The sequence below is a fragment of the Paenibacillus sp. 2TAB26 genome, assembly GCF_052115145.1.
In the GTDB taxonomy this organism is placed as follows: domain Bacteria; phylum Bacillota; class Bacilli; order Paenibacillales; family Paenibacillaceae; genus Pristimantibacillus.
Genome location: NZ_JBFRGC010000031.1, coordinates 23,451 through 48,899, shown reverse-complemented (window position 1 = coordinate 48,899; position 25,449 = coordinate 23,451). Strand labels below are relative to the sequence as shown.

At 47.1% G+C, this 25,449-nt stretch carries 23 protein-coding genes and 1 riboswitch; of the genes, 9 read left to right on the top strand and 14 right to left on the bottom strand.

The genetic code is table 11. The features are described 5' to 3' along the window. The first annotated feature begins 89 nt into the window (after window positions 1-89). Window positions 90-383 (top strand): hypothetical protein, encoded by a 294-nt coding sequence (locus AB4Z50_RS28945; protein ID WP_076271564.1) that lies wholly within the window; start codon window positions 90-92, stop codon window positions 381-383. A gap of 152 nt (window positions 384-535) precedes the next feature. Further along, a complete protein-coding gene (locus AB4Z50_RS28940) occupies window positions 536-1,753 on the top strand; it encodes an EAL domain-containing protein (protein ID WP_441884820.1) in 1,218 nt (405 codons plus the stop codon). On the opposite strand, the gene AB4Z50_RS28935 is transcribed toward AB4Z50_RS28940, so the two are convergent. Continuing rightward, window positions 1,741-2,274 carry a GNAT family N-acetyltransferase gene (locus tag AB4Z50_RS28935; RefSeq protein ID WP_441884818.1) on the bottom strand — a complete coding sequence of 178 codons (534 nt, stop codon included), beginning with the start codon at window positions 2,272-2,274 and terminating at the stop codon, window positions 1,741-1,743. The genes AB4Z50_RS28940 and AB4Z50_RS28935 overlap by 13 nt on opposite strands. Before the next feature lie 116 nt (window positions 2,275-2,390). On the opposite strand from AB4Z50_RS28935, the gene AB4Z50_RS28930 reads away from it, so the two are divergent. Beyond that, window positions 2,391-3,626, top strand: coding sequence for an MFS transporter (locus AB4Z50_RS28930; RefSeq protein WP_441884816.1), 1,236 nt, complete (start codon window positions 2,391-2,393; stop codon window positions 3,624-3,626). A 98-nt stretch (window positions 3,627-3,724) separates the two neighbouring features. On the opposite strand, the gene AB4Z50_RS28925 is transcribed toward AB4Z50_RS28930, so the two are convergent. The 6 genes from AB4Z50_RS28925 to AB4Z50_RS28900 all read right to left on the bottom strand — a co-directional run bounded on the left by AB4Z50_RS28925 (window position 3,725) and on the right by AB4Z50_RS28900 (window position 9,886). Then, window positions 3,725-5,068 (bottom strand): FAD-binding domain-containing protein, encoded by a 1,344-nt coding sequence (locus AB4Z50_RS28925; protein WP_441884814.1) that lies wholly within the window; start codon window positions 5,066-5,068, stop codon window positions 3,725-3,727. Window positions 5,069-5,226: 158 nt separating this feature from the next. Then, entirely contained in the window at window positions 5,227-5,703 is a 477-nt protein-coding gene (locus tag AB4Z50_RS28920) for a C40 family peptidase (RefSeq protein ID WP_076271568.1), read from the bottom strand. A gap of 3 nt (window positions 5,704-5,706) precedes the next feature. Then, window positions 5,707-5,860, bottom strand: a riboswitch (cyclic di-AMP (ydaO/yuaA leader). A 232-nt stretch (window positions 5,861-6,092) separates the two neighbouring features. Continuing rightward, window positions 6,093-6,242 (bottom strand): hypothetical protein, encoded by a 150-nt coding sequence (locus tag AB4Z50_RS28915; RefSeq protein ID WP_441884812.1) that lies wholly within the window; start codon window positions 6,240-6,242, stop codon window positions 6,093-6,095. Window positions 6,243-6,277: 35 nt separating this feature from the next. Then, window positions 6,278-6,862, bottom strand: coding sequence for a hypothetical protein (locus AB4Z50_RS28910; protein ID WP_441884810.1), 585 nt, complete (start codon window positions 6,860-6,862; stop codon window positions 6,278-6,280). 165 nt (window positions 6,863-7,027) lie between these two features. Continuing rightward, the gene (locus tag AB4Z50_RS28905) at window positions 7,028-7,843 is read right to left on the bottom strand and encodes a hypothetical protein (protein WP_441884808.1); all 816 of its coding nucleotides are present in this window, start codon (window positions 7,841-7,843) and stop codon (window positions 7,028-7,030) included. A 27-nt stretch (window positions 7,844-7,870) separates the two neighbouring features. Beyond that, entirely contained in the window at window positions 7,871-9,886 is a 2,016-nt protein-coding gene (locus tag AB4Z50_RS28900) for a M1 family metallopeptidase (RefSeq protein WP_441884806.1), read from the bottom strand. Between the two features lie 106 nt (window positions 9,887-9,992). On the opposite strand from AB4Z50_RS28900, the gene AB4Z50_RS28895 reads away from it, so the two are divergent. The 5 genes from AB4Z50_RS28895 (at window position 9,993) to AB4Z50_RS28875 (ending at window position 13,732) form a co-directional block, all read left to right on the top strand. Beyond that, a complete protein-coding gene (locus AB4Z50_RS28895; protein ID WP_441884804.1) occupies window positions 9,993-10,517 on the top strand; it encodes a YwhD family protein in 525 nt (174 codons plus the stop codon). A gap of 305 nt (window positions 10,518-10,822) precedes the next feature. Next, on the top strand, window positions 10,823-11,275 hold the full coding sequence (locus tag AB4Z50_RS28890; protein ID WP_339205969.1) for a sigma-70 family RNA polymerase sigma factor: 453 nt from the start codon (window positions 10,823-10,825) through the stop codon (window positions 11,273-11,275). Continuing rightward, complete coding sequence (locus tag AB4Z50_RS28885) at window positions 11,272-11,835, top strand: hypothetical protein (protein WP_441884801.1); 564 nt, start codon at window positions 11,272-11,274, stop codon at window positions 11,833-11,835. Before AB4Z50_RS28890 ends, AB4Z50_RS28885 begins: the two co-directional genes overlap by 4 nt. Window positions 11,836-11,867: 32 nt before the next feature. After that, window positions 11,868-13,046 carry a hypothetical protein gene (locus AB4Z50_RS28880; RefSeq protein ID WP_441884799.1) on the top strand — a complete coding sequence of 393 codons (1,179 nt, stop codon included), beginning with the start codon at window positions 11,868-11,870 and terminating at the stop codon, window positions 13,044-13,046. Then, window positions 13,043-13,732, top strand: coding sequence for a hypothetical protein (locus AB4Z50_RS28875; protein ID WP_441884797.1), 690 nt, complete (start codon window positions 13,043-13,045; stop codon window positions 13,730-13,732). The genes AB4Z50_RS28880 and AB4Z50_RS28875 overlap by 4 nt, the downstream gene beginning before the upstream one ends. Window positions 13,733-13,817: 85 nt before the next feature. Here the strand turns inward: AB4Z50_RS28875 and AB4Z50_RS28870 are convergent, their stop codons facing one another. From AB4Z50_RS28870 to AB4Z50_RS28840, 7 genes are all read right to left on the bottom strand, one after another. Beyond that, entirely contained in the window at window positions 13,818-14,837 is a 1,020-nt protein-coding gene (locus AB4Z50_RS28870; RefSeq protein ID WP_441884795.1) for a GNAT family N-acetyltransferase, read from the bottom strand. 170 nt (window positions 14,838-15,007) lie between these two features. Continuing rightward, entirely contained in the window at window positions 15,008-15,346 is a 339-nt protein-coding gene (gene cyoD, locus AB4Z50_RS28865; RefSeq protein ID WP_076271578.1) for a cytochrome o ubiquinol oxidase subunit IV, read from the bottom strand. A 1-nt stretch (window position 15,347) separates the two neighbouring features. Beyond that, window positions 15,348-15,989: a cytochrome o ubiquinol oxidase subunit III gene (gene cyoC / locus AB4Z50_RS28860; protein ID WP_076271579.1), complete on the bottom strand. Its 642-nt coding sequence runs from the start codon at window positions 15,987-15,989 to the stop codon at window positions 15,348-15,350. After that, window positions 15,989-17,959 (bottom strand): cbb3-type cytochrome c oxidase subunit I, encoded by a 1,971-nt coding sequence (locus AB4Z50_RS28855; protein ID WP_076271580.1) that lies wholly within the window; start codon window positions 17,957-17,959, stop codon window positions 15,989-15,991. Before AB4Z50_RS28855 ends, cyoC begins: the two co-directional genes overlap by 1 nt. Window positions 17,960-18,021: 62 nt before the next feature. Next, complete coding sequence (cyoA, locus tag AB4Z50_RS28850) at window positions 18,022-19,020, bottom strand: ubiquinol oxidase subunit II (RefSeq protein ID WP_441884792.1); 999 nt, start codon at window positions 19,018-19,020, stop codon at window positions 18,022-18,024. A gap of 287 nt (window positions 19,021-19,307) precedes the next feature. Continuing rightward, a complete protein-coding gene (locus AB4Z50_RS28845; RefSeq protein ID WP_339205979.1) occupies window positions 19,308-19,592 on the bottom strand; it encodes a hypothetical protein in 285 nt (94 codons plus the stop codon). A gap of 181 nt (window positions 19,593-19,773) precedes the next feature. Then, window positions 19,774-21,882 carry a transglycosylase domain-containing protein gene (locus AB4Z50_RS28840; protein WP_441884790.1) on the bottom strand — a complete coding sequence of 703 codons (2,109 nt, stop codon included), beginning with the start codon at window positions 21,880-21,882 and terminating at the stop codon, window positions 19,774-19,776. Window positions 21,883-22,392: 510 nt separating this feature from the next. Here AB4Z50_RS28840 and AB4Z50_RS28835 point away from each other — a divergent pair. Then, window positions 22,393-25,350 carry a carbohydrate-binding protein gene (locus tag AB4Z50_RS28835; protein ID WP_441884788.1) on the top strand — a complete coding sequence of 986 codons (2,958 nt, stop codon included), beginning with the start codon at window positions 22,393-22,395 and terminating at the stop codon, window positions 25,348-25,350. Window positions 25,351-25,449: the final 99 nt, after the last annotated feature.

Below are 25,449 nucleotides of genomic sequence, written 5' to 3'. Positions count from 1 at the left end.
AAGGCGAATGCGTTAAAAAATGATAAAATGCGGTAGAATAGTAGAGAGATATGTACAAAAAATGACGATAGCAAAGGTGGTATACGCAAATGGGCGTAAGACATGCAAGAGAATATTCAGATATATTGAAGGATTTTACAGCAGCTGTGGCTGAAATTGAGAATAGCTATACTTTTTTTGAAATGGAACCAGATGAATGGGCTCAGCTGCCTGTAAGCGATCGGCATGAAGTGATGGAGGCTTTGGCGGATGATGTTTTCTTTGGGCTAGGAGAGAATCCGGTCATTGAGGTAGGCAGCGGTGTCATTACGTATAATAGCAAACATCACATCATAGAGGTTTCACAAGACGATAAGGTGACACAAATCATTAGATTGATCTAAGCATTCGGCATAAAAATTCATATAAGTAGTGCTCTTGTCGGATCTTTACAATTAATGTCGACTCTATTACAATGTTATTCAATACAACATGACATATAATTTGACATTGATCTAACATAGAGGAGAACGACATGAATGAGTGCTCATCATCGTTGCTGTTGCCGAAAGCGCTTGAATTAGATGGTGAAACATTAACTGCATTTTATCAGCCCATTATAGCGATGGATACAAGACGCATTATGGGCTACGAGGTGCTTGCTCGAGCTGTAAAGGGTGATTCCGTGCGGAGTCTTGGACCTTTCTTCTGCAATGAACAAATTCCAGAAGAGGACCACATTATTGTGGACCGGATACTGCGGGAGCAGGCATTCTCGAAGCTGGCTTCAATGGAAGAAGAGCAGCCGATGTTATTCATTAATTTGAAGCCGTCTTGGATTTATCGGTATGAGGAGATCGGCGAGCTCTACACGTTGTCGCTGCTTGATAAGTACGGAATTGACCCGAAACGAATTGTCATAGAGATAACGGAGGAAAGCTTCCAAGGTTCCATGGATAGGCTTCGTTCTGTTGTCGACATATACCGGGCAAGGGGTTGTCTAATTGCAATCGACGATGTAGGCAGTGGTTTTAGCAATACGGATCGGATTGCTCACATTCAGCCTAACCTGCTCAAAATCGATATTCATATGATTAAGAAAAGCGCGACTCATGACGGTTATTTCGGTGTGCTGCGATCCTTCTCTGATTTAGCAGAGCAAATTGGAGCTTCGCTGCTCGTCGAGGGAGTGGAGACAAGGGAGGATTTAGCTCGCGCAATTCAGGCAGGCGCCCGTTACGTCCAAGGCTATATGTTTGCAAGGGCAGAGCCGGAGTTTCGTGAGCCTGCTTGTTTTGCATCTCTAATTGAAGCGGAGCTTGATCAGCATCTGCTGCATTTCGTTGGAACTGAACGCTATTGGCAGCGGCAATCGGAGAAGCTGGCAGAGCAGTGGGTTGCGCTTGTTCAGGAGACGCGTTACCTGGATCATGAGGATGAATGGATAGAGGGGCTGCTTCCCGAGCTTTATGACCATTGCATTCGGGTATATTTGTGCAATGAGAGCGGTATTCAGCTCTCATCCAACTATTATCGCGATGCGGACAAGGCTTGGAGGCGAGAGGATCAATACCGCGGTGCCAATTGGTGTTGGCGTCCCTATTTTGTTCCTAATCTCGTCCAGCTCAATGAGCATCGACGTGCAATCGTTTCGCGCGCCTATACCGATCTCGATTCACACGCATGGATTAGAACCGTATCTGTTCTAGCAGCGCCAGGTCTTATTTTACTTATGGATTTGAAGGATTCTGAGCGAGGAGCTCAGCGTCTATAATGTGCAGCTGCTGGCTCATAAACCATACAATGGCATTCGGCAAAGCCAGTGGGTGTAGAACGCGCATAGGTGTCTGTAATATGGAAGCCGGCTTGTTCATAAACGCGCATCGCACGAGTGTTCCAAGTAAGTACCTCCAAATCAATTTCGTTTTGAGGGGTGCGCCTTATTGCCTCTGCGACAATGAGACGTGTGAAGGCAAGGCCGAGGCCTTTACCGCAAAGATCAGGCCGCAATCCAAGACCAAGCCGCGTTACGCCTGTTAAAGGAAAAAACTGCGCGAACCCAATGAGCGCAGACTGAGCGTCTAGGACAGCCATATATTGGGCAGCACGAAGGACGGAATCGCCAAATTCGATTTCGTCTTTTTTCATTTGCTCCCAAGCCGGCCAGTTATAAACATCAAATGGAGCCTCGTAGCGCCAGCCGCATAGTTGCTGTGCATGAACGGTTTCGAGCGGGCATATGGTCATATCGCCTTCATCTCGATTATAATGAATAGAGCTTTGATGGCTTGTCATTTGTTTTTACCTCCGCTTGAAAAAAAGTAGCTGAATAGAGCGAATGTCGAATGAAATAGGTTTATTATAACAGATAGGCGTGCGTTGATCGCGCGTAAATAAGGAGAAGCATCAAAATGAAGAAGTTGATCTGGCTAGGCTGCTTGTCATATTTAGTCATCGGCGTTGCCCATGTTGTGGGCGGATCTATCTTGGAACAGCTCATTGCTCATTATGGTTTAACCTATAAAGATGGCGGGCAATGGATTATGAATCAATTCCTCGGGTTCCTGGTGGGTGTTCTGCTAGCGCCATCTATTACTGCGAGAGTTGGAAAAAGAGGCGCAGTACTGATTGCGATGGGTGTACTGACGCTGAGTGAGGCGGCATACAGCTTGCTGCTTCCATGGGGCTGGATGCTCGCGATTGCCCCTCTTGCGGGTCTTGGCTTTGGGATGACGGAAGCGGTCGTCGGCGCAATGATTATTGATATGGCGAAAAACGGCAAGGCATCGGCGATGAGCCGATTGGAAACCTTTTTTGGTGTTGGCGCATTGTTGATTCCAATTGCAGCGGCTTATCTGATTCAGCATAGCATATGGCAGGTTTCCTTTCCGATTCTGGCAGCGATGTCAGGCATCACCTTTGTTCTCTGGCTGACGATGTCCTTTGGAGAGCTGGATGATGAGCTTGGTATAGTTGCTCGAACACCGGAAGTGAAGGAAGGCCATTCGAATGAGTTGGAAGGATTGCAAACCACTCGCGGATCTGTTTTTTTTGGCTATCCGCGCAAAGCACTTCCATTTCTCTTGTTATCGGCTTTATTTTTTATGCTTTATGTAGGAATGGAAATGAGCTTCTCCAATTATCTGCCTTCTATTCTCATTGTTCGTTCAGGCGTAGGAGATTCCAGTGCGGCAGCGGTGCTCAGCTTGTTCTGGGGAACGATGGTGCTAGGGCGTCTATTTGCTGGGGTACTGGCTGATCGCATGGGTTATTCGCGATACTTGCTGATTGCTACAGCAGGCGCCTCGGTCGTTTTTGTATTAATGGCGTTTATGGGTGAGCTTAGCTGGATGCTTGCCTTTGTCGCACTTAGCGGGTTATTCTTCTCGGGTATATTCGGTATCGCTCTTGTTTATGCCAATGAGCTCATTCCGGGTATGACGGAGAGGACAACGAGTCTGCTGGTAGCATTCGGCGGGCTTGGAGGAGCGATTTTTCCACGAGTGACTGGCTGGATAATGGATCAGTACAACGTAGAGTCAACGTTATGGTATATAAGCAGCTTGGTTATACTGATGCTGCTTCTGCTAGCGGCGATGCTCCTGCTCGGAAGAAAACAAGTTCACAGCGTAAGATCCAAGGCTTAAATGGACTGCAAATTATAAAAAAAACCTCCACATTCGCTGTTTCAAAGCGGGTGTGGAGGTTTATTTATTATTAAACGTGTTATTCTAAATGCTTTCAGCTATTTAAGAATGGTTTTGTATACCTCTATGGCGCGCGCGCGTGATGCTTTCAAGTCGACGATGGCACCGCTTTGCGGCTGATGAATCTCTTTGTCTGTCAGATGATTCAAATGAGGCAGCCAGCGCCTAATATAGCTGCCACTAGGATCATGCGTCTGCGACTGAGTTGCGGGATTCATGATGCGGAAGTAAGGCGCTGCGTCATACCCGAGTGAAGAGCACCACAGCCAGCCGCCGCGATTAAGCGTGTTGTCATAATCGCTTAAGTGAAGGCGGAAATATTGTTCTCCAAGCGTGAAGGGGCATAGCAGATTTTTAGTTAAAAACATGGCTGTTACCATTCGCAAGCGGTTGGGCAGCTCACCTGTACGATTGAGCTGCGTCATGGCCGCATCAATGATTGGAATGCCAGTGGCGGCTGCAGCCCATGCTTCTAGATGAGCATCTGAGAGCTTGGACATATCAGCGAGCTGCTCGTAACGAAAGAAATCATCATGATACATCGCTTGATATAAATAAAAATCACGCCATGCCAGCTGCCGTATCCATGATTCAGACCCCGGAAGCCCTTGGGTCATTTCGTAGGCTTGGCGAGCGGAGATGGCGCCCGTATTAAGGAAACGTGCGAGCTGGCTTGTATGATCATCGGCATAAGCGTCCCTGATCTCGGAATAAGAGGCAAGGCGTTCTCGTACGAACCGTTCCAGCTTGGATAATCCTTTGGATGATCCTTGTACGTTCGTGCCGCCTAGGGCGCACGAAATGGATTCAGGCAAAGCGAAAGACTGCGCAACCTTGGCATTGATTTCGCTTAAGGTAGCAAGCTCATGAATCGTCGTTTCACTCATTGGGCTATAGCACTCCAGCATAAAGCTGCTCCACTTGCGATAAAAGGGTGTGAAAACCTTGTATGGCTCCACTTTTTGAGCAAATGCCGGGAAAGCATCTAGATCAGCAAGAGGTGAATCGGCAATAGACATCCATCGGCGGCCAAGGCTGCGTGTGGTCAGCCCAAGCTGCTCATCTCGCTGCCTTGAGTAAGGCGTATAGTCTGTATGAACAATAACCTCATCAATAGGATGCGCATGCAGCAGTGCTTCGGTGATCGCAGCAGGATTACCATAAAGCACATGCAGCTCCTTCCCTGCATTAGAATAGCTGTGCAGAAGCGAGGCGGCTTGCGCCATGAAATTTCGGCCGCTATGACTAGTTAAACGGCCATCTCCTGTAATAACGGGATCTATGATTAGCAAATGAATGCCTTGTTTCTCTTTTTTCTTCAAATAATCAAAAGCGCGCAAATCTGCAATACGCAAATCCTTGCGGTGAATAAACAAATACATCAGTGATAGCTCCTTCCATAAGCGCAACATTGAACGGCCGCATTCCAGCTGGAATGAAACAGCAAAGCCGCAAGTCATTTGTCGTCAGAGGACAAAAAACTGCGGCTTTGCTAGATGAGTCTACCCGTTCAACCCTCAAGAAGAGGGATTAGGCTGCTCTATTTTACGTCAACGTTGGCTTGGTATGAATCAGCATCCATGATACGACGAGCAGTTACATATCGTCCCTCATAGTACTCGGAGTTAAGTTTGTCAGTTACAACGCCTCTGCTCGAGGATGAATGTACAAACTTGCCATCTCCAATGTAAATGCCAACATGGGATATGGCGCTATTATTGCCGCCAACTGTGTCGAAGAACACAAGATCTCCCGCAATGAGGTCAGCCTTAGCGACCTTTGTACCTTCTTTTGCTTGCGAACCAGAAGTACGTGAAAGCTCAATGCCCATTTTCTCGAACACATAGCTCGTGAAGCCGGAGCAATCAAAACCTTTCGACGACGTTCCGCCGCTTTTGTACGGAGTGCCAATAAGATCATTAACAATTCCGTTCAATTTTGAGTCAGCGAAAGCGCTTCCCGCTTGAAAAGCGAGCACGAGAACGAGACCCAGGATTAATGCGGTAATCTTCTTCAATTGTGAAACTCCTTCCAATGCCGACGAGGTTAGCTGTGGGGTTCGGTTGAAGGCTCCCTATGATTCCTCGGGCGTTTGAAAAAAACTCAAACGTCGGAATCAATTCACCCAAAGTGGTTCCCCCGTATCCCAATAGGGAATTAGGCAGTTTTTTTATTGCTTTGAGAAATATTCGATTATTTTCAATGATCTCCTGCCTTTAGTGGCAATTTCTAATAATTCTCATGTAACCTTTTGACAATTTGCTTCGTTAAACCGTTCTTTCTGTAATATAAACACGCCATAGTAGTGCTTTCTAACTAAATACATGGAGTCAATTTCATTAATTATGTGGATGTTGTGTAAAATATACCGATTTGTCCTTTAGGCGCTATATCGCAAGGACTAGCTTAAAGTGCCGTAAACGGCGGTATTTCACCATTTTGCTCCTCATAAATTAGAAAAATCTCATCTATATCACTCGTGAATAAGCGTAGATTCAGACAGCCTAGCTGCTGCTCCAGATAGAGCGGCAGAAATAGACAAAGGGGGCTGTTCATGAGAACAGCCCCCTTTGGGCAATCGAAAAAAAGATTTATTTTGCAGTAACGATTTTTTCAGAAATGAGCTGTGGATCGTTGTTTTTTTGCTGCATCCAAAACTGTACCTTGTATTTTCCGGCATTTTTGAAATCGTAGGAAACGAGCTTGGAGCTGAACCAAAAGGTGTCTTTTTCGACGAACTCTTTAAAATCATCATCATCCTGGCTGCGGCTGTCGATTGTCGTTTCCTTATCATTAGGATCAACGATGGTCACTTTGAACTCTGAAATCGCCATATTCAAATTATCGATTTGTGCTTGCACTAAAAATTTCTGAACACTGCCTTTATCAACCTGTCCGAACATAGCTCGCTTCTCGTTCATTAGAAACATATGCACATTGGGCTTCTGAATAATGAGCTTCTTATCATTGCTCTTCCATTGGACGAAGGCTTGAAGGCTGTCACTTAAAGAACGAATGCTAATATAAACCTTATCATCCACAACGACAGCATCGTCAGTGGATTGCTTATTATTATAAAGGAGCGTTACCTTTTGAAATAGTTTGTCTGCTGCAACCAATGAACCGCCCGATAAGAGCAATACCATGGATATAATAACTAGTTTTTTACGCATCATTTGTGAATATCCCCCATTTTTGATTTTCTTTCAGTTATTTATACAGAACTGCCATCATTTAGTTGCGGTTAGTTGTAAAAAAAACCTCCACACCACAGCAAAGCGTGGAATGAAGGTTTATTTTTGCTTCAGCATCTAGAGGACGCTGAAGGCTTTTTTGGTTTGCTACATTCTTTTCGTTTCCAAAAAGTCATATTGCGCGGCAATCGTCCAAACCTTCATCAGTGTTTGAATGAGATAATAGCCTTGATGCAGGATGAGTGCAATCAGCCCGGCCCACAGCATGGAGAGACTTGTCACCACAAGCCCAGCAGCCGCTCCAATCCCCCACATGATGAGCGACACAGCTGCATAGGTGAGGAAATTTCGGAGAGCGTGCCATAAGGAACGGAATATGCTTCCTCCTGATGCAGCGCTGAATTGCATGGCTAGAAACAGCAGATGCAGTACTGTGCCCCATAGGAGCCATAGAAGGGCGCTAGGCAGCACCGTTTGCAGCAGCTCTGGAATAGAGCCGCTCTCTAGAAGCGCATCCAGTGAGCGCGGCAGCACATACCAAGCAGGAGCCACAGATAAAATAACCTCGATCCAGTAAAGCAGAACTACAGGCTTCCAAGCTTTGCGAATACCTTCTAGAAATCGTGTCCCTCCATTCGATCTGGACTGATTTAACGAATAGAATAGACCGGCATTGAATAAGGGAGTGATCAGCATTCGGGCAACAAGGAGACCGCCCAGCGTCCAGACGTAAGGATTAATGAGATCGGTCTTGAACAGCTGGAATTGTGCTTCGGTCATGAATAGCTGAACGGCTGCTTCTGAAGGAGCGGAGCTTGGATATCGACGCAGCAGCGGAGCTACGACCGAATCAATGAAGCGGTAAAGGAAGAACCCCCAGATCAGCTGATAAAGAAATAATAAAACAACAATGTAAAAATGTTTTACCGCTAACCGCCAGCCTTGCTTCAAATGTATTTTCATCGTTTATCGCTCCTTGAACGCAATTACTTACCAGCTCAGCGACCCGAGCAGTCCTTCAATTAGTTGGACAACGCCGAGGCTCCATCTTGTGCGTTTATCCTCTGGCAGCTGAGCCTGCATGTAGTTGTTAATGAGCTTATTATCAAGCACATTGCTGTTGTTTGGGTCAACGACTGCCCATTCAAGCGGAGCGGAATGCAGCTGTTTATATTGCATATGGGATTCCTGAGTATCCCAAAGCTTTGTTATTTTGGTGCCGTCAGTAAACTTCATCAACACTTTAATCTCGCCATTGCTGCCGCCGTTTTTCTTAACGAGTACAACAGATTCATACATCTCAGCACCATCTTGGGTGACTGGGCGTACATGAATCGATTCGATCGAAAAGTCGGCCATTTTGTTGCCGTAGACATATTGGCTGAAATAATCATTCCATTTCGTTTTTGTTACCTGTTCGACAACACGCTGGAAGTCTGCTGTCGATGGATGCTTGAACTTATACTTTTGGAAATAGGTTCGCAATATTTTTTGCATCGTTCTGGAGCCGACCTGATTCTCGATACCAATGAGCACCAGCTTTGCCCTCAGATATACATTCTCGGCATATTGCGAGTGGCTGGCGTATGACCAAGATTGCTGCTTGAGCGGTGCAGGGTTGGTCATATAGCTCGCTTCCATGCGCAAATTCGGCTCCAAGCCGTATGCCGTCTCCATTACTTTATCCTCGGCATAGGACGTAAACCCCTCGTCCAGCCATGCCTCCTCGAATTCATTAGAGGCGACCATTCCGTACCAATATTGATGGCCAATCTCATGAACGACCGTACGTTCAAGATCGTAGCCTGGGTTATCATTTTCTGCAGCGAAAGCGGTAATGAGTGTTGGATACTCCATGCCGCCAGCTCCGTTCGCTCCTTTGGGCGGAACGACGATCGACAGCGTACTGTAAGGATATTCACCATACCACTTGGCGTAGCTTGAGAGTGCGGACTTGGCTGCATGCATGTAGCGATCCTTAAGGTCAGCATGCGCAGGATCAAGATACAGCTTAATGCGTACACCGGGAATGCCGGTATCTGAATAAGCAGTCTCTTCATAAACGAAGTCCGGTGAGGCCGACCAAGCAAAATCATGAATATCATCAGCATAAAACTGGTAAATCTTTGTTGCTTCCTTGATCTCGATAGGCTTTGTTTGGAAGCCCGTTGCAGCGACGGTGTAGTTCTCAGGCACATTAATCCGAACGCTGTATATGCCGAAGTCGCTGTAGAACTCAGAATTGCCATGATACTGATGGACATTCCAGCCCTCAGCTGTACGTCCGCGCATGCCGGCTGTCTCATATACAGCGAGCTTTGGAAACCACTGCCCAGCCATCACGAAGTTGCCGGAATAGCCCATTCTTGCGAATACCTCTGGGAGCTTCACCTCGTAGCTCATTCGCAGCGTTACGGAGGTGCCGGGAGCGATAGGCTCCGGCAAGCGGATTTTGGCCAAAGTAAAATCATTGGCATTGCCATCGTCAGGTTGTACATATTGAAGACGTGGCAGAAGGCTCTCACCGTTCAGCGTTTCTAGCGTAAGCAGGTTCATATAGCCTTGGCTATTGGTTGTTGCTTTGTCCTGGCGCAGCTTGCCGCCGGATTCTTTCATAAACGTGGTTTTGCCCGATTGAAAGGCGTTCGGGTACAGATGGAAATAGAGCTCGGACACTGTTTTTTTGCCAGGGTTAGTCCAAGTTACGGTTTGCTCACCGTTCAGCTGCTTTGCATCATTCGTTAAATGCACGTTGATATGGTACTCAACGACACGTTTGCTCAGCTCTTGCGGTTTAGGTGTGATGACCGTATTCGGCTCCTGCACGGCAGGCGGCTTGACCGACTTTTGAGCAGGCGCTAGTGCTTGCTTGGCGTTAGCGGCGGGGGCGAAAGCATAAGTATATTGGGATTGCCAAGCAGTCCCGAAGTCATGCTGCATCGATATGCCGAGCAGCGCGACTGCGAGTATTACGAGTAAAATTCGTTTGAAATAGCGTGGAGTCATTGAACGTTTCCCTCCCGTTGACAAGCATCTACAGCATGTATATGTTTGCTTTTCGATGATTATTAGCTAAAATGGAATTATTGTATCGGGGAAGGTGTGAATACGCATGACGGAAGAACAAGGACAACCGGCGGAGCCGGTAAAGAAAGAAAAGAAATCACTGTCGCTCAACGTAGTGAGCAGCAAACAACATAAAGGTTTTGGGGCAGGAACGATCGATTTGAGCGCGGTATCCTGTGTTATTATTGATGATGGCGTTGCTTATATTGATGTTGGCGCTATGCATGCAAAGAGTAAAGTAGAGCGTGGCATTAAGTTTACGCCTAACAAAGAGGATACTCCGAACGGTCGTCAATGCTGGATCGTATGGGTAGCGGTTGACCGCAATGAAGAAGGCTCCTATTACGCGGGCGCTACGGCATGCGAGATGCTGATTGATTCCGAGGCGCGTCGCGGGTGGAAGCTTCTCCCGGATCACGTGAACAAGCTGGATCAATCACTCAAACGCCGCTATAACTTGTCCGAGCTTGGCGATGTCGATAAATCGGCGCTTCGCAAGCTGCTTGTGGAGCATAATCTTGAGTGGTGGGATCGCTCCCCAGACGAGCTTAAGCAAGCTTTGGACGTATAGCAGTTAGCGTTATTAGCAGCAGATTACCGTTATCGTGAATTATGGATGAGAACCTCATCGTTCGTAGGCTAGTCCTATCGAATGGTGAGGTTTTCCGCGTTGATAGAGGCTGTTAAAGCATTTAAAAAATTTTTTTGGCAGCAAGTGCAGGGTATGCGGGACAAGCTGGCGTCTATTAGATTGGGAAGGAGGGGAGCGACATTCAAGACGAGGATTGGATCAGAGAGGTACAGAAGGGCGGGCCCGAGCATTTTGGTCCTTTTGTACAGGCATATGGTCCTTATATATATAGAACAGTCTTCGCAGTGCTTCGTTCACCGCATGATGCGGAGGATATTACACAGGAAGTGCTGCTGCAAATTTATCGCTCCCTTCCGGATTGTCGATTGGATGGGCTCAAAACATGGATTACCCGTATTGCCGTCAATCGAGCGATCGATTTCAAACGCAGCCGTGCACGAAAACCAGAGGAGCTAATGGATAGCGAAGCGATGTCTGAAAAAGTACATGAAGAACTTGTGTCTGCTCCTGCTGCAGAAACATTAGCCATCGAACAGGCGGATAGGCAGCAGATACGAGAGCGAGTTGATGAAATGCCGGAAAACTATCGTGAAGTCATAACTGCTTATTATATGGAAGACAAGTCATATGAACAAATCGCAGCCGAAACTGGACTAGAACGCAAAAGCGTAGAGTCCAGGCTGTACCGTGCAAGAGGCTGGATGAAGCGCCATTTTCGGAAGGAGGACTTCGAATGATGATTGAGCATATCTCTTCTGATCAAATGTCCCGTTACGTAAACGACAGACTGGTTGAGGCTGAGCGTATACCGGTTGAGCAGCATTTGGCTGCTTGCGATTTCTGTTTGCAGCTGTTCGTCATTGCGATTGAAACAGCTGAGGGCGAGATGCAGCGGGCAGATTCTGATTTAACGACGCCGATGCCTAACATGGAGCAAATAGAAAAGCGTGTCGTGGAGCAATTGATGATGGAGCAGGAAGATGATCATAGAGAAGTCGGGCCACATGTTGTGACGAGTACTATACAAGAGAAGCCTCGCCGTCTGCGGACATGGCTTCAGCATCCGGTAACGCATTACACCATAGCTGCTTCGATTACGCTGCTGCTGCTTGCCAGCGGGACTTTTGCCTCCTTCTCACAGAAGCTGGCTCAGCTTGATATGAATGAGAATAAACAGCAGGATATAAGGCCGAATCCGCCAGCGGCGGCAGGTGGACATTCCGAATCTTGGTCAGACAGAATGGTTGATCAAACCGGATCGTGGCTCGATGGCTTAAAAGCTTCTCGATTTAGATAAATGAAAAAAAGAAGACAGAAGGGAATGAATAAATGATGAATAAAAGCCCGTTAGCGGCGTTCTTTCTTTCTTTTTTACCTGGCGTAGGACATGCCTATGCAGGTCGCCCAGTACGTGCGGTTTTGTACGGGGGAGCTTTCTTTGGTTCGATAGGATTGTGTATTCTATTTGGATTAATGGGCGGGTATATGGAGGATACAGTTTATATCTTTTTGTTTTTTATAGCGGCGATGGCTGGAATCATCAATATGATTGATATGGTCATCTTCCTGCTGCTAGGCAAGGGATTGCCGTCAGGCGGGGCAAACCAGCATCCATTCGAGCATCCTGCTGATCATTTCTCGCCAGGCTTTGTTCCTTTGGAGCAGGAGCGCCAGCGCGAGAAGTCGCGGACGATCATGTTCTCTCTGATTCCGGGTCTAGGGCATATGAATATGGGGCTTATGCAGCGGGGCATTACCTTCCTCATTTCCTTCATTGGCTGGTTTGCGATTATCGTCTTCTTAGGCACGATAACGCACAGGGCAGAGCTGCTCGTGTTTCTTTTGGCGCTTCCTGTTATTTGGATATACAGCATGTTTGATGCAATCAGCCAGCTGCATGCCAAGCAGCGCGGGGAGCATGTGGCGGACCGTGCTATATTTGAGGACATGGAATCGTATATCGCCTCTGGGCGTAAAAGCAAAGTGCTGGCTATCGCATTAGCTATTTTTCCAGGTGCAGGACATCTGTATCTAGGTTTGCAAAAACGCGGCCTGCAGCTAATGGGTGGTTTTCTTCTCGCCGTCTATATTATGGACAATTTGCGCTTGTCGCTGTTTTTTTTCCTGCTTCCGCTGTTCTGGTGCTTTGCTTTCTTCGATGCGCTGCAGCAGACGTCTCGTTATGAGCGTCAGGAGCTTACCGATGAACCGGTATTGACCCAGCTTGTCCCTTATCAGCGTTGGTTTGGTTTTGGGCTGCTGGGATTCGGCGTTTATTACCTGCTCGATCGTGTAGCTGTAGAGGTTACTTCTCATTTCTCAAGGGAGCTTTATTCCCAATACATGCAAATTAAATATATGATACCAACGGCGGTTGTCGCATTTATTATGATTATTGTAGGCATGCGTCTAGCTTTCGGAAGCAAGGCATCTCCGGTAATGAGCAAAGGTAAACCGCCAGAGCTTCATAAGCCGATGCCAAGAAAGTACGAGGAGGATTCGCATTGAACACCAACACGGTAAATATGGCTGAACCGTCTGTCAATCAACCATCAGGCGTTCGCACTTGGCGCGTCGGCTCATTATCCATGGGCGTGACACTGATTCTCGTGGGGACAGCGTTAGCTGTCTCTCTATGGCAGGACATGGAGGCTTACGAGGTGCTCGTGTGGGTCGCGCCCGTCGTTTTCATTATGCTTGGAGCGGAGCTGCTGCTTTACTTGAAGTTTTCTAGCAGTGCGCGTACTATCGTTCGTTATGACTGGATGAGTGTCTTTTTTGTAGGAATGGTTGGAACAGCCAGTCTCGGGCTTGCACTGCTCATGTCAACGGGCTTGTTCGATGAGCTGCAGCGAGGGCTGCAGATGACGCAGCGATCGGCATTCGTGGAAACGAAGAAAATAGGGGTGCCTGCTGATATTAAGAAGATTGTTGTGCACACCTTGGATGGCGTGACGCTTGAGCAAATGGAAACACGTGAGCTTAAGCTGTTTGGCCAAATTCGTTATTGGTCATCCGAGAAGTATGAGCGATTGGACAATAAAATGCTGAAAACCGATGTTGTTGGCTCAACGATGTATGTCATGGTTGGTTCCGTCGATCACCGGGACGGCGGCCTCATCTCAGATACTGTCAGCCCGGAGCTGACATTAATTGTACCGAAGGATGTAGAGGTCGTGGAACGGGGGCGTTAGTAGCGAAATTGGAAAAGCAGCTTGAAGCGGGATGTTCTCGCTTCAAGCTGCTTTTTTTAAGAGAGGGGATTTGAGGAGATGTCGTTCATTGCTGTACTTCGATGGGCAACTTACTCAACACCTCTTGAAGAGGAGCTAGGACACGATAAGAGCCGCGAAGAGGTATATAACCTAACTTGCGATTAATGCTGAGAATAGGTGCATTTGTTGAGTCATTATCTGTACGGATGTATGCGGCTAGATGCTGCTGAGCAAGCTCAATCGCTTTGAGCTTTAAAGCAAAAGCAATTTTCCTACCGCGATAAGCTCTGCTTACGCCGGTATATTCATGATACATCCCGTTTGTTTGTGGATTAAGCAGGACATTAGTAACCCCTACGAAGCGGTCGCCGTCAGCAGCGATAATCACTTGCTCAGGCGCATAGCCGTCTACTTTCAAATACCATTTGCGCCATTCGACGAAATCAGGGACTTCACCAAGATAACCGGGAATGTCTACCAGTGTTTCTTTATAGATCTCATACAGCTTCTGTTCGCTTTCTTCACCGGGTTCATCGGCAAGCGTTAGGAAGCGTAGCGCCCCAAGGTCTGGCATGCTTGGAAATTGCGGTTGTTGCGCTCCATCATGTTCACCAAGTGTAAGGACGGACTGGAAGGCATGGCGTTCAATTACAAAAGCATGTCGCTTTGCAAACTGAATCGCATCCTCATTATCGTCCCATACTTCAGTAATGAGCGTAGAAGCGCCGATTTTCAAAGCCCATTTTCCAATGTGAGCTAACAGCAATTGGCCGATTCCCTGCTTGCGATAAGACTCTGATACGACAAGCGTATTGCATAAGTAGCCAGGCTCTGTCCAAGGCGCCCGCCACGTCCAGGCGTAGCCGACAATATCGCCTTGCTCATTTACTGCAACCTGCCGCTCGCGATCGTATCCGGCAAGCAGTCCGTTCTCATCCATCCATGTATGTCCAATCTCATAAAGCTTCTTATCTGCATCATGCAGGTTCTCAGCAGTCGTCGGTTCTGACCACACTTGATTAAGCAATTGTGCAAGCTGCTCGTAGTCCTCTGGCAGCTGCAAGGGGCGTAGTGTAATGGACATGGCGTCCCACCTCATCTTTCGTTTCGGTATTCATATAAGATGATTATGGCACGGATGAAGCAGCCCTAGATAGGGAGAGTTTGACTATAAACATTAAATAACAAACGAAAAAAAGCTGCGCCAAAGTCAGAGAGACTTTAGCACAGCTTTATATTTATTCATATTGCCGATTATGAAGCGACGGCAACGGCATTGTAAGTCATAATCCATACAGAACCTGCGACGATCGTCAGCAAAATAACGAGGCCGAAAATAAGCGCCATCAGGTTGAAGCGAGGTTTCTCCTCATCCCGTATGTGCATAAAGAAGATAAGCTGAACAGCAAATTGCAGAACTGCCGTCACAAGGATGAGCAGCGTTGCAGCTTTTTTGCTAAGCAGGTCATTCATTACTACGACAAGCGGAATGATTGTCAGAATGATGGAGAATAGGAAGCCGATCACATATGACTTCATCGATCCGCCGTGGGACCCGTGTGCGTCCTGCGAATGTGTGTTATGGTTTTCCATCCTACATCACCCCCATCAAATAAACGATTGAGAATACGAAAATCCATACGACGTCCAGGAAATGCCAGTACAAGCTGATGATGCCTACTTTGCGCTTCGTAACGGGTGTAATGCCGCGGCGTCTAATCTGAAGAATTAGTGCAATCATCCAGACTAAGCCAAGCGATACGTGAAGTCCGTGTGTGCCGACGAGAACGAAGAAGGCTGACCAGTAGGCACTTGTTCCGATATTAGCGCCTTCGTGCACCAAATGCATGAACTCATTTACTTCTAGATAGATAAATGAAGCGCCGAGCACTGCTGTAATAGCGAGCCAAAGAATAAGGCCGCGCTTGTTGCCTTTGTTCATTTCAAGAACGGCTATACCGCTTGTAAAGCTGCTTGTCAGTAGAATGAAGGTCGAAATGATAATACCGTTCATCTCAAGCAATTCGGCACCTGTCGGTCCGCCGTCAGTGTTGAGACGGAGGACGACATAGGTTGCAAATAACGTACCGAACAAAATAACGTCGGTTATAAGAAACAGCCAGAAGCCGAACATTTTCATCGATTCTTGATCGTGATGATCGTCATGGTGACCGCCGCCGTGTCCAGCGCCGTGTCCGCCATGCGCTCCTGCTGGAGTGGAAACTGCATGTGCCATTATTTTGTCCCCCTTAACGCTGCTTCCGTACGTTCAATCTCATCCACCGGAATGTAATAATCGGTATCGTAAGAGAACGAACGAACAAGCATACATACGGCTACGCCGACTAGACCTGGTATGGCCATCCATAGCCAATCCCATACGAAGCCGAAGCCTGCAATAAACCAGCAGATCGACATAATGAATGGAATACCTGAATTTTTCGGCATATGAATCGGTTCAAGCGGCGCAAGTGGTTTAGCAGGCTGACCATTCGCAATGCGCTGCTTTTCTTCCCACCACTCGTCTTGGCTAGTAACCTGTGGCAAGCGAGCAAAGTTATATAGCGGTGCAGGTGATGGAATCGACCATTCGAGCGTACGGCCATCCCATGCATCGCCATCCTTTTCTTTCTTGAAAAACTTGATGCTGTGAGCGATTTGCCATACTTGGAAAATAAATGCGATACCCATCAAGAATGCTCCAACAGTAGAGACGACGTTCAAAGGCTGCCAGCCCATATCGAAGTCATATTCGTTGAAACGACGCGTCATACCCATTAAGCCAAGTGCGTATTGCGGCATGAAACAAACATAGAAGCCGATGTTCCAGAACCAGAATGCCCATTTGCCAAGACCTTCATGCAAACGGAAGCCGAACATTTTTGGCCACCAGTAGTAAAGGCCTGCGAAGTAACCGAACACAACGCCGCCGATAAGCACCTGATGGAAATGCGCGATCAGGAAGTAACTGTTGTGGAACTGGAAGTCAGCAGGTGCGACAGACAAGAGCACCCCGGTCATCCCACCGACAACGAAGCAGGGAATAAATGCTACCGTCCACATCATCGGAGTCGTAAACCTAATTCGGCCTCGATACATCGTAAACAGCCAGTTGAATATTTTAACCCCGGTCGGTATTGCGATAATCATCGTTGTCAAAGCGAAGAAAGCATTGACGTTGGCGCCTGAACCCATTGTGAAGAAGTGATGCGCCCATGTAAAGAAGGAGAAGAAGCTGATCGACATAAGCGCGAATACCATTGACTTATAACCGAACAATTTTTTCTTCGAGAAAGCCGAAACAATTTCAGAGAAAATACCAAAAGCCGGCAAGATAACAATATATACTTCAGGATGTCCCCACATCCAGATGAGGTTGATATACATCATCGGGTTGCCCCCGCCGTCGAGCGTAAAGAAGTGAGCGCCCAGATAACGGTCGATGAACAATAGGAACAAGGTAACAGTCAAAATTGGGAATGCGAAGATAATAGTTACACATGACGACAAAACAGACCATACGAACATCGGCATTTGCATGAGCTTCATGCCTGGTGCGCGCATTTTTAGAATCGTAACGATAAAGTTAATACCTGTAGCCAATGAACCGATACCTGAGATTTGAATACCCCATATATAGAAGTCCTGTCCGAGTCCCGGACTTCCTGACAGCTCAGAGAGCGGCGGATAAGCGAGCCATCCTGCATCAGGTGAACCGCCGATAATGAAGGATACGTTAAACAGCATGGCACCGAAGAAGAACATCCAGAAGCTAAGGGAGTTCAAGAACGGGAATGCAACGTCGCGGGCACCAATTTGCAGTGGGACGACGATATTGAATAATCCGAACATAAGCGGCATCGCCATGAACAAGATCATGATTACGCCGTGTGTCGTAAAGATTTGGTTATAGTGATCCGGCTGCAAAAACTCCACTTCAGGAGCTGCGAGCTGAACACGCATGAGCAGCGCATCAACGCCGCCGCGGAATAGCATAAGAATAGATGCGATGATATACATAATACCGATCTTCTTATGATCGACGCTGGTCAGCCATTCCGTCCAAAGCCAGCGCCATTTTTTGAAAAAGGTAAGCGTGAATATAATCGCCACAACCGACAGGCCGATGGATACTTGAGCCCCTAAAATAAGCGGATCGCCTGTGACGAAAAATTCGGACGCGAAATCTTTAATTTTGTCTAACATGAGGGGTCCTCCTAAAAGTTTGTGGCACAAACTCGCCTCTTAAGCATTTGCTTGAAAGCGGGTTAATGACCCGCATGAATATGAGCATTTAAATCTGGTTTGCTTTTCGTTTCTTTTTGCGTCGCAGACGTATCCGCTGTAATGGATTCTTTATCCGTTTCTGCGGCGGGCTCTGTTGCGCCTCCACCATGATGCTGGTGAGCGCTGCCGTCGCCTTTTACATATTGCGTTACAATTTTATTGAACAATCCTTCAGGGAAGCTGGAGAACAACTGCACATTAGAAGGACCTGGTTCAGTAAGCTTCTCGAACCCTTCCATTGTCAGTTCAGGCGACGATGCTTTAACCTCGCCTACCCAAGCTTTATAGTCCTCTTCGGACGTAGCATCGACCTTGAATGTCATTTTGGCAAAATCTTTTCCTGTGAAGTTAGCACCGGAGCCATAATAGCTGCCTTGCTCATCAGCCTGTAGGAATAAGGTCATCGCCATCCCTGACATGGAATAAATTTGTCCGCCGAGTTGTGGCACCCAGAAGGAGTTCATCGCCGTATCCGATGTTAGCTGGAATCTAATCGGCGTATCTTCAGGAATCTTCAAATAGTTGACGGTCGCAATATCCTCTTCTGGATATTTAAACAACCATTTCCAATCAAGTGAAGTAACCTGAATCGTAATTGGCGCCTTAGCCGACTCAATCGGTTTGGAAGGCTCGAGCGCATACGTGTATTTGACGGTGACTATAGCAAGAACAAGGATCGCTACAATCGGAATGCTCCACCAGGTAATCTCTAGCTTCGTGCTGTGCTCCCAGTTAGGCTTATAGGAAGCTTTACTGCCGGGCTTATCACGGTACCGCCAGACGATAACAGCTGTCAGGATAAGTACGGGCACGATAATAACCGCACACAGAATGGTTGAAAAATAAATCAAATCTTTCTGAGACTCGCCGATTGGCCCTTTCGGATCGAGCACGATGAATTGCTCGCCGCAGCCGGAAAGCATAACGGCCATTAGCATAATCAGTGCGGGTGTCAGCATACGAAGAAACGGTCTCATCATCAGTTCAACTCCTCAAAATTACTGCTTACGACTACAATAGCAGATCCACAAGGTAATAACTGCGGGGTTAACAATTACGTCAATAATTCGTCTTTATTCTGTAATAGAAAGTTCACGGCTTAGACAACTGTTAGATTTAGGAGCGTTCAGACAGCGAATTATTCTTACATATAGTAACTTTACCCAAATAAAATTGTTTTGTCCCAGTAAAAGCAAATAGACAGTCGCATCTGGTCATTGACCGAATGTGACTGTCTATTGGTTAAGAGTGATGAAGTTAATTTTAATTATTGAGGCTCATTAAAATCCTTTGACGACTGGTCTTGGTTAAGGCGTGCATGAACAAGTCCGATCGCTGTGCCAATAACATAAATATGAACGCTGCCGATTAGGAATCCGATGCCGACCATAAGTCCAACATTTTTATCGCTGAAATGGCTTAAGTTAATGAGGCTTAATAAAACGCCAATAGATAAAACGATCCAAGAGATGGCAGTCATTGCCTTTACGAGGCGCTTGACATCTGATTTAGAAGGCTGAATGTTGCTGATTGTTGCGGTTTTTGTTGTCATATTTAACACTCCCGATCAATTGTAAGTGTTTTCTTATCCATACTATACCACAACTTTGTGGTTTTGTTCAAAGAAAATTCACTTTTTGATCATAAGTTGGACAAAAATGCGCAAAGATCACGGTTGGTTCAATATTGGAAGGAACAAAAGCCCTCCTCGTTAAAGGAAGGCTGCTGTTTGTTTAGTCTGTCCACCAGCGTTTCAAGTCATTCCACCAAGAGCGTCGTCCTGCTGTACCAGACCCATTTTGAGAGGCGTCACTGTCGTTATTTCCTGCACCTGCAGGCTCGCCGCATACATCAGTCGGCTCCGTTCCGCTGATGAAGGTTTCTAATCGTCTGTGCGGACAGCTGCTTTCTGCAAGCTTGCCGCTTGTCGGATCGATATACACGTTCACGATGCCTTCCGGAATCGGGAAAATCTTCGGCGGTATGGCAGTCAGCGCTTGCTCCGTAAATTTCGCGAAAATGGGAGCAGCTCGGTAAGCCTCGGCAACGGTTAATTTGCGATCCTTATCGTAACCTACCCACACTGCTGTCGCTAGTTCAGGCGTATACCCAACAAGCCATGCATCTGTGGGGGTCGTACCCGTCTTGCCTGCTATCGGCCGCTTAATAATAGAAGATACGCGGAAACCTGTTCCGCCTTCTTCAAATACACTCTCCATTAAACTGGTCATAACATAGGCTTCGGCTGGGGTGATGGCTTGCACTGATTTTTGTTTCGCTTCATATAATACCTGTCCCTTGCGATCCTCAATGCGGAGAATCGCAATCGGCTCCATGTGAATGCCGCCGTTTGCGAAAGTGCCAAATGCAGAAGCCATTTCGAATGGGCTGACTGGAAAGGTGCCAAGCGCAAGTGAAGGGACCGGCTTCATCGGACTTTCAATTCCCAGCTTCTTTGCCGTTTCAATAACTTTATCAGCGCCGACGGTCATGATGGTGTTAACCGCATAAATATTATCCGAGCTGGCCAGCGCCTGTCTCATATCAATCAGCTCATTCAAATACTTGTCACCATAGTTGCGTGGTTCATACGTCTTCCGTCCCTCATCATAAGTGAATACAGTTGGTTCACTCTTATAACGGGTAACAGGCGACATAAAACCGCTTTGCAAGGCGGTTAAATATAAGAAAGGCTTAAAGGAGGAGCCGGGTTGGCGCGTCTTTGCAAACACTCGATTATATTGGTTGTTCTTATAATTTCTTCCGCCAACCATCGCTTTGATATATCCGGTGCGCGGGTCTATAGCAATGAGCGCCGCTTGCTGCTCAGAGTTTTCTGGAAAGCCCTTTGCAATGACCTCTTCAGCCGTTGCTTGCGCGGACGGATCAAGCGTTGTATAGATGGTAATTCCGCCCTCATTCAGCAAATGTTCATTAATACCCAGCTTGTCGACAGCAATATATCTGATGTAATCGCGAAAATAAGGCGCAAACCCTTCCTGGTCGCCAGAGCCAAGTGTCTGGAAGCTCAGCATTTCCTTATAAGCGGCATCAGCCTGCTCGGATGTAATGGAGCCGCCTTCAAGCATCGCCTGCAAAATAGTAAGCTGGCGGTCCTTTGCATTCTTCATGTTAAGGTATGGCGAATAATACTTAGGACCCTTCGGAATGCCGGCAAGCATCGCGCTTTCTGCAAGCGTGAGCTCGGAAGCGTGTTTATTGAAGTACATCATCGCCGCTGCTTCAATACCATAGGAGCCGTGGCCATAATAAATTTGATTCAAATACATGCCCAGAATTTCGTCTTTGGAGTAATTCATTTCAAGCTGAACCGTGTACATCGCTTCCTTCAGCTTGCGCTGCCAGGTTCGCTCATGCGTCAAATATAGATTACGTGCGAGCTGCTGAGTAAGCGTGCTTGCGCCTTGGCGTGCCGAGAAGCTTTGGACGTTAACCATAACGGCTCGCGCCATTCCCTTCATATCGAAGCCGCGATGATCATAGAAGCGGCGATCCTCAATAGCTAAGGTTGCTTCAATTACATAATGCGAAATGTCGGATAACTGTACAGAACGGCGGTTCTCTCCAGCATGAAACGTATCGATGACATTGCCATGCAAATCAAGCATTTGAGATGTTTGGCTAATAGCGGTGACTGGCAGCGATTGCGTACGTAAAAAGATAAGTGTACCGGCCAAGATGAGTATGAAAAGGGTGAATGCGGCAGCTGCCCATCTCAACCATTTCTTCATTTTTAGAAATTGGGGAAGGAACCTCTCGGTTATAAATGGAAAAGCAGGCCTGCGGCGCAGCTTACCCTGCTGGTTGGAATTTTTTTTCATGGAGCAGGCTCCCTTCAATGCAAAACTTCGCTTTTCCTTAGTATGGAAAAACGAAGAACACCCTATTCACGAAGAGGAGCGTAATCGTAAATATTTGTAGAAGGGATTTAAATAGTACTCATTATATAGATTGATATTCGGACTTTATTCAGTAGCGTGGCAAAAGAATGAGCAGCCTGCAGTACAAAAATAATAGGCTTGAAATTAGGATGTTGACGATAAGGAAAACGCATGATAATCTCTGATTAAAGGTTTAACCATAGATGACGAGCGTTACTTGGTTAAACGTTTAATTGGTTATCATAATCGTAAAATAAGGCATGGTATTATGCAAAGATCCATGAACCTTCCTTATTATGCTGCTAATGGATCAAAAAATGTTCTATTGAAAGGTGGTGTTGCCTGACATAGTGGATGACGATTTATGTATGCGTTTACATTAGAACCGCACTTATTCATATCAACGCAGGTAAATGAGCTTCTATTATATGAAAAGGATCGTGATGATTAATGACGATTAGTCTTAAGAAACGTCTATCCGTACTAATAATTATGAGTATGGTGCTCACATTCTTCGCGCAGGCACAATCCAGCTATGCAGCTTCTTACGAGGCGGAGTCGGCTTCACTCTCAGGGGGAGCCTTATATGCGAATGATCATACGGGTTATTCCGGGTCTGGCTTCGTTGGCGGTTTTACAGATGGCAATAAGGGAAATGCAGCTGCTCAGTTTACGGTAAGCGCGGCAGCAGCTGGGGTTCATAACGTAACCGTGCGGTATGCGAATGGGAATGGCAGTGCGAAGACGTTGAGCCTATACGTAAATGGCGTCAAAATGAAGCAAACGACGCTGAATGCAACCGCGAATTGGGACAGCTGGACGACCAGCACGGAAGCATTGACGCTCGCAGCAGGCAGCAATACGATCCGCTACAAATTCGACACGACAGACACAGGAAACGTAAACTTAGACAAAATTGATGTTGAAGCAGCGCCAGCTGCGCCAAACACCCTTGAAGCAGAAGCGGCGACTCTTACTGGAGGAACAACTATAGCTAACGATCATACGGGCTATACGGGAACCGGATTTGTCGGCGGCTTCACAGATGGCAACAAAGGAAGCGCGGCGGTACAATTTGCAGTTACGCCAGCCGCAGCCGGAAGCCGTGAGCTGACGTTCCGATATGCTAATGGAACAGGCAGCGATAAAACATTAAGCCTTTATCTTAATGGAACAAAGCTTCGTCAGGTTACGCTTCCAGCTACATCGAATTGGGACACATGGGGCACCAAGCTGGAAGTCGTTACTCTGAATGCAGGCAGCAATGCCGTTCGGCTTCAATTTGATACGACGGATTCTGGAAATATCAATTTGGATAACCTCGTTGTAGGTGTTCTTACAACAACGCCGACACCAACCCCTACAGCAACTCCAACACCAACCGTGACACCAACGCCTACGCCTACTGTAACACCTACCCCAACGCCGGGCACGGGATTTGTGTATCAAGCGGAGGATCAATTTTTCTCAGGTGGAGTAACCAAAGCATCGACCTATTTGCAGAACTTTACAAGCGTCGGTGCGAGAGCTATTTTCACCGTTAACCGGACTGCGGAAGGGAACTCGGCTGTTGAGCTTCGCTACGCTAATGGAACAGGGACGAGCAAGACGATAAATATTTACGTGAATGGCGTGTTTGTTAAAACAACAACGCTCTCAGCAACTGGAGGAGCAACCACTTGGGGCAGTCAAAGCGAGACGCTGAGCCTTCGCAAAGGTTTAAATACAATTACGTATCAATATGACAGCGGAAATAGCGGTGGAATAGCGATCGATTACATTTCCGCAGCAGGTGGAATCGGCTTGGCGGCGCGGGGAGCAACCGTACCTTATCAAGAGCTGGAAGCGGAGAGCGGCACGACGAACGCTCAGGTGCTTACAGCAAACCGTACTTATTTGACTGTTGAATCAGAATCGTCGGGAAGACGCGCTGTAAAGCTGACATCTACTGGGCACTATGTGCAGTGGACAGCGCCACAAGCTGCTAACTCTGTTGTTGTCAGGTATAGTATGCCTGATTCGGCTGAGGGCGGCGGTACGAATGGAACACTTAGCCTTTATGTGAACGGAGCTAAAACACAGACACTCAGCCTAACGTCACGTTATGCATGGACGTATGGCGCTTATCCGTACAACGACAATGCTGCGAACGGCGAAGGACATCGCTTTTATGATGAGAGCCGCTTCCTTGTCGGAAACATTCCTGCGGGAGCTACGGTGAAGCTGCAGAAGGATTCTGGCGATACAGCTTCTTACTATACGATTGATCTTATTAACTTGGAACAAGTAGATGCCGCCTACACAATGCCTGCTAATTTCGTGAGCATTACCTCCTTCGGAGCTGTTGCGAGCGATACAGGTGATGATACGCAAGCGATTCGCGACGCTATTGCTAATGCGAAGTCGACAGGCAAAGCAGGCGTGTGGATTCCATCAGGCACCTTCCGAATGAATGACCGAGTGAATGTGAACGGTATCCATATTCGCGGCGCTGGCATGTGGTACTCTAATTTGCAAGGCACTAACGGAAAAGGCGGCTTTTATGGCGTAGGTGGAAATGTAACGATTACCGATCTTACGATTACGGGAGATTCGCTGTATCGGAACGACGGTGCGGACCACGCTGCTTTCGAAGGAAACTTTGGAACAGGCTCGCTTATTCAAAATGTATGGATCGAGCATACGAAGGTGGGCTTCTGGCTGCAGTCTGGAACGGACGGTTTATATGTAGTCGGAGGTAAGATTCGCAATACATGGGCGGATGGAGTAAACCTTCACGGCGGTGTCAAAAATACAACGATCAGCCATTTCAGTGTACGCAATACAGGGGACGACGCCTTCGCGATGTGGTCGGACGGCTCACCGAATGAGAACAGCATGTTCCGCTATAATATCGCCCAGGTTCCTGTTCTTGCAAATACTTACGCCCTTTACGGCGGCAAGGACAACAAGATATGGGATAACATCGGTGCAGACACGGTGACGGCTTCTGCAGGCATCGTGGTCAGTACAAGGTTTAATGCCGTTGCATTTAGCGGCACGACTGAAGTGAAACGAAATACGCTGAACCGTACAGGCGGCTGGGAGCGCAATTGGAACACGAGCTTCGGCGGTTTATGGATTTATGCAGAAAATCAGAGCATTTCAGCTCCAATCGTTGTCGATAATGTTCAAATTAATGACAGCACCTACGAAGCTGTGAAATTCAGCTACAATCAATCGATAACAAACGTGAGCTTTAATCAAGTGAATATCAGCGGTGTCGGCACCTATGGGATTTTGTTCGATTCCGTTACAGGATCAGGGACGTTTAGCAATGTAACGGTCACAGGGGCTGCATCGGGAGGCCTATCGAATCCGAATAATCAGTTTGTAATAACTAGAGGTGCAGGCAACAGCGGCTGGTAGTATGCAATATAGGGGAAGCAGGCTGGCTCGCTTGAGCCGGTTTGCTTCTTCTTTTTTTATATTTTCGGAGTACAAATTTTAGTGCCTCCACAAATAAGC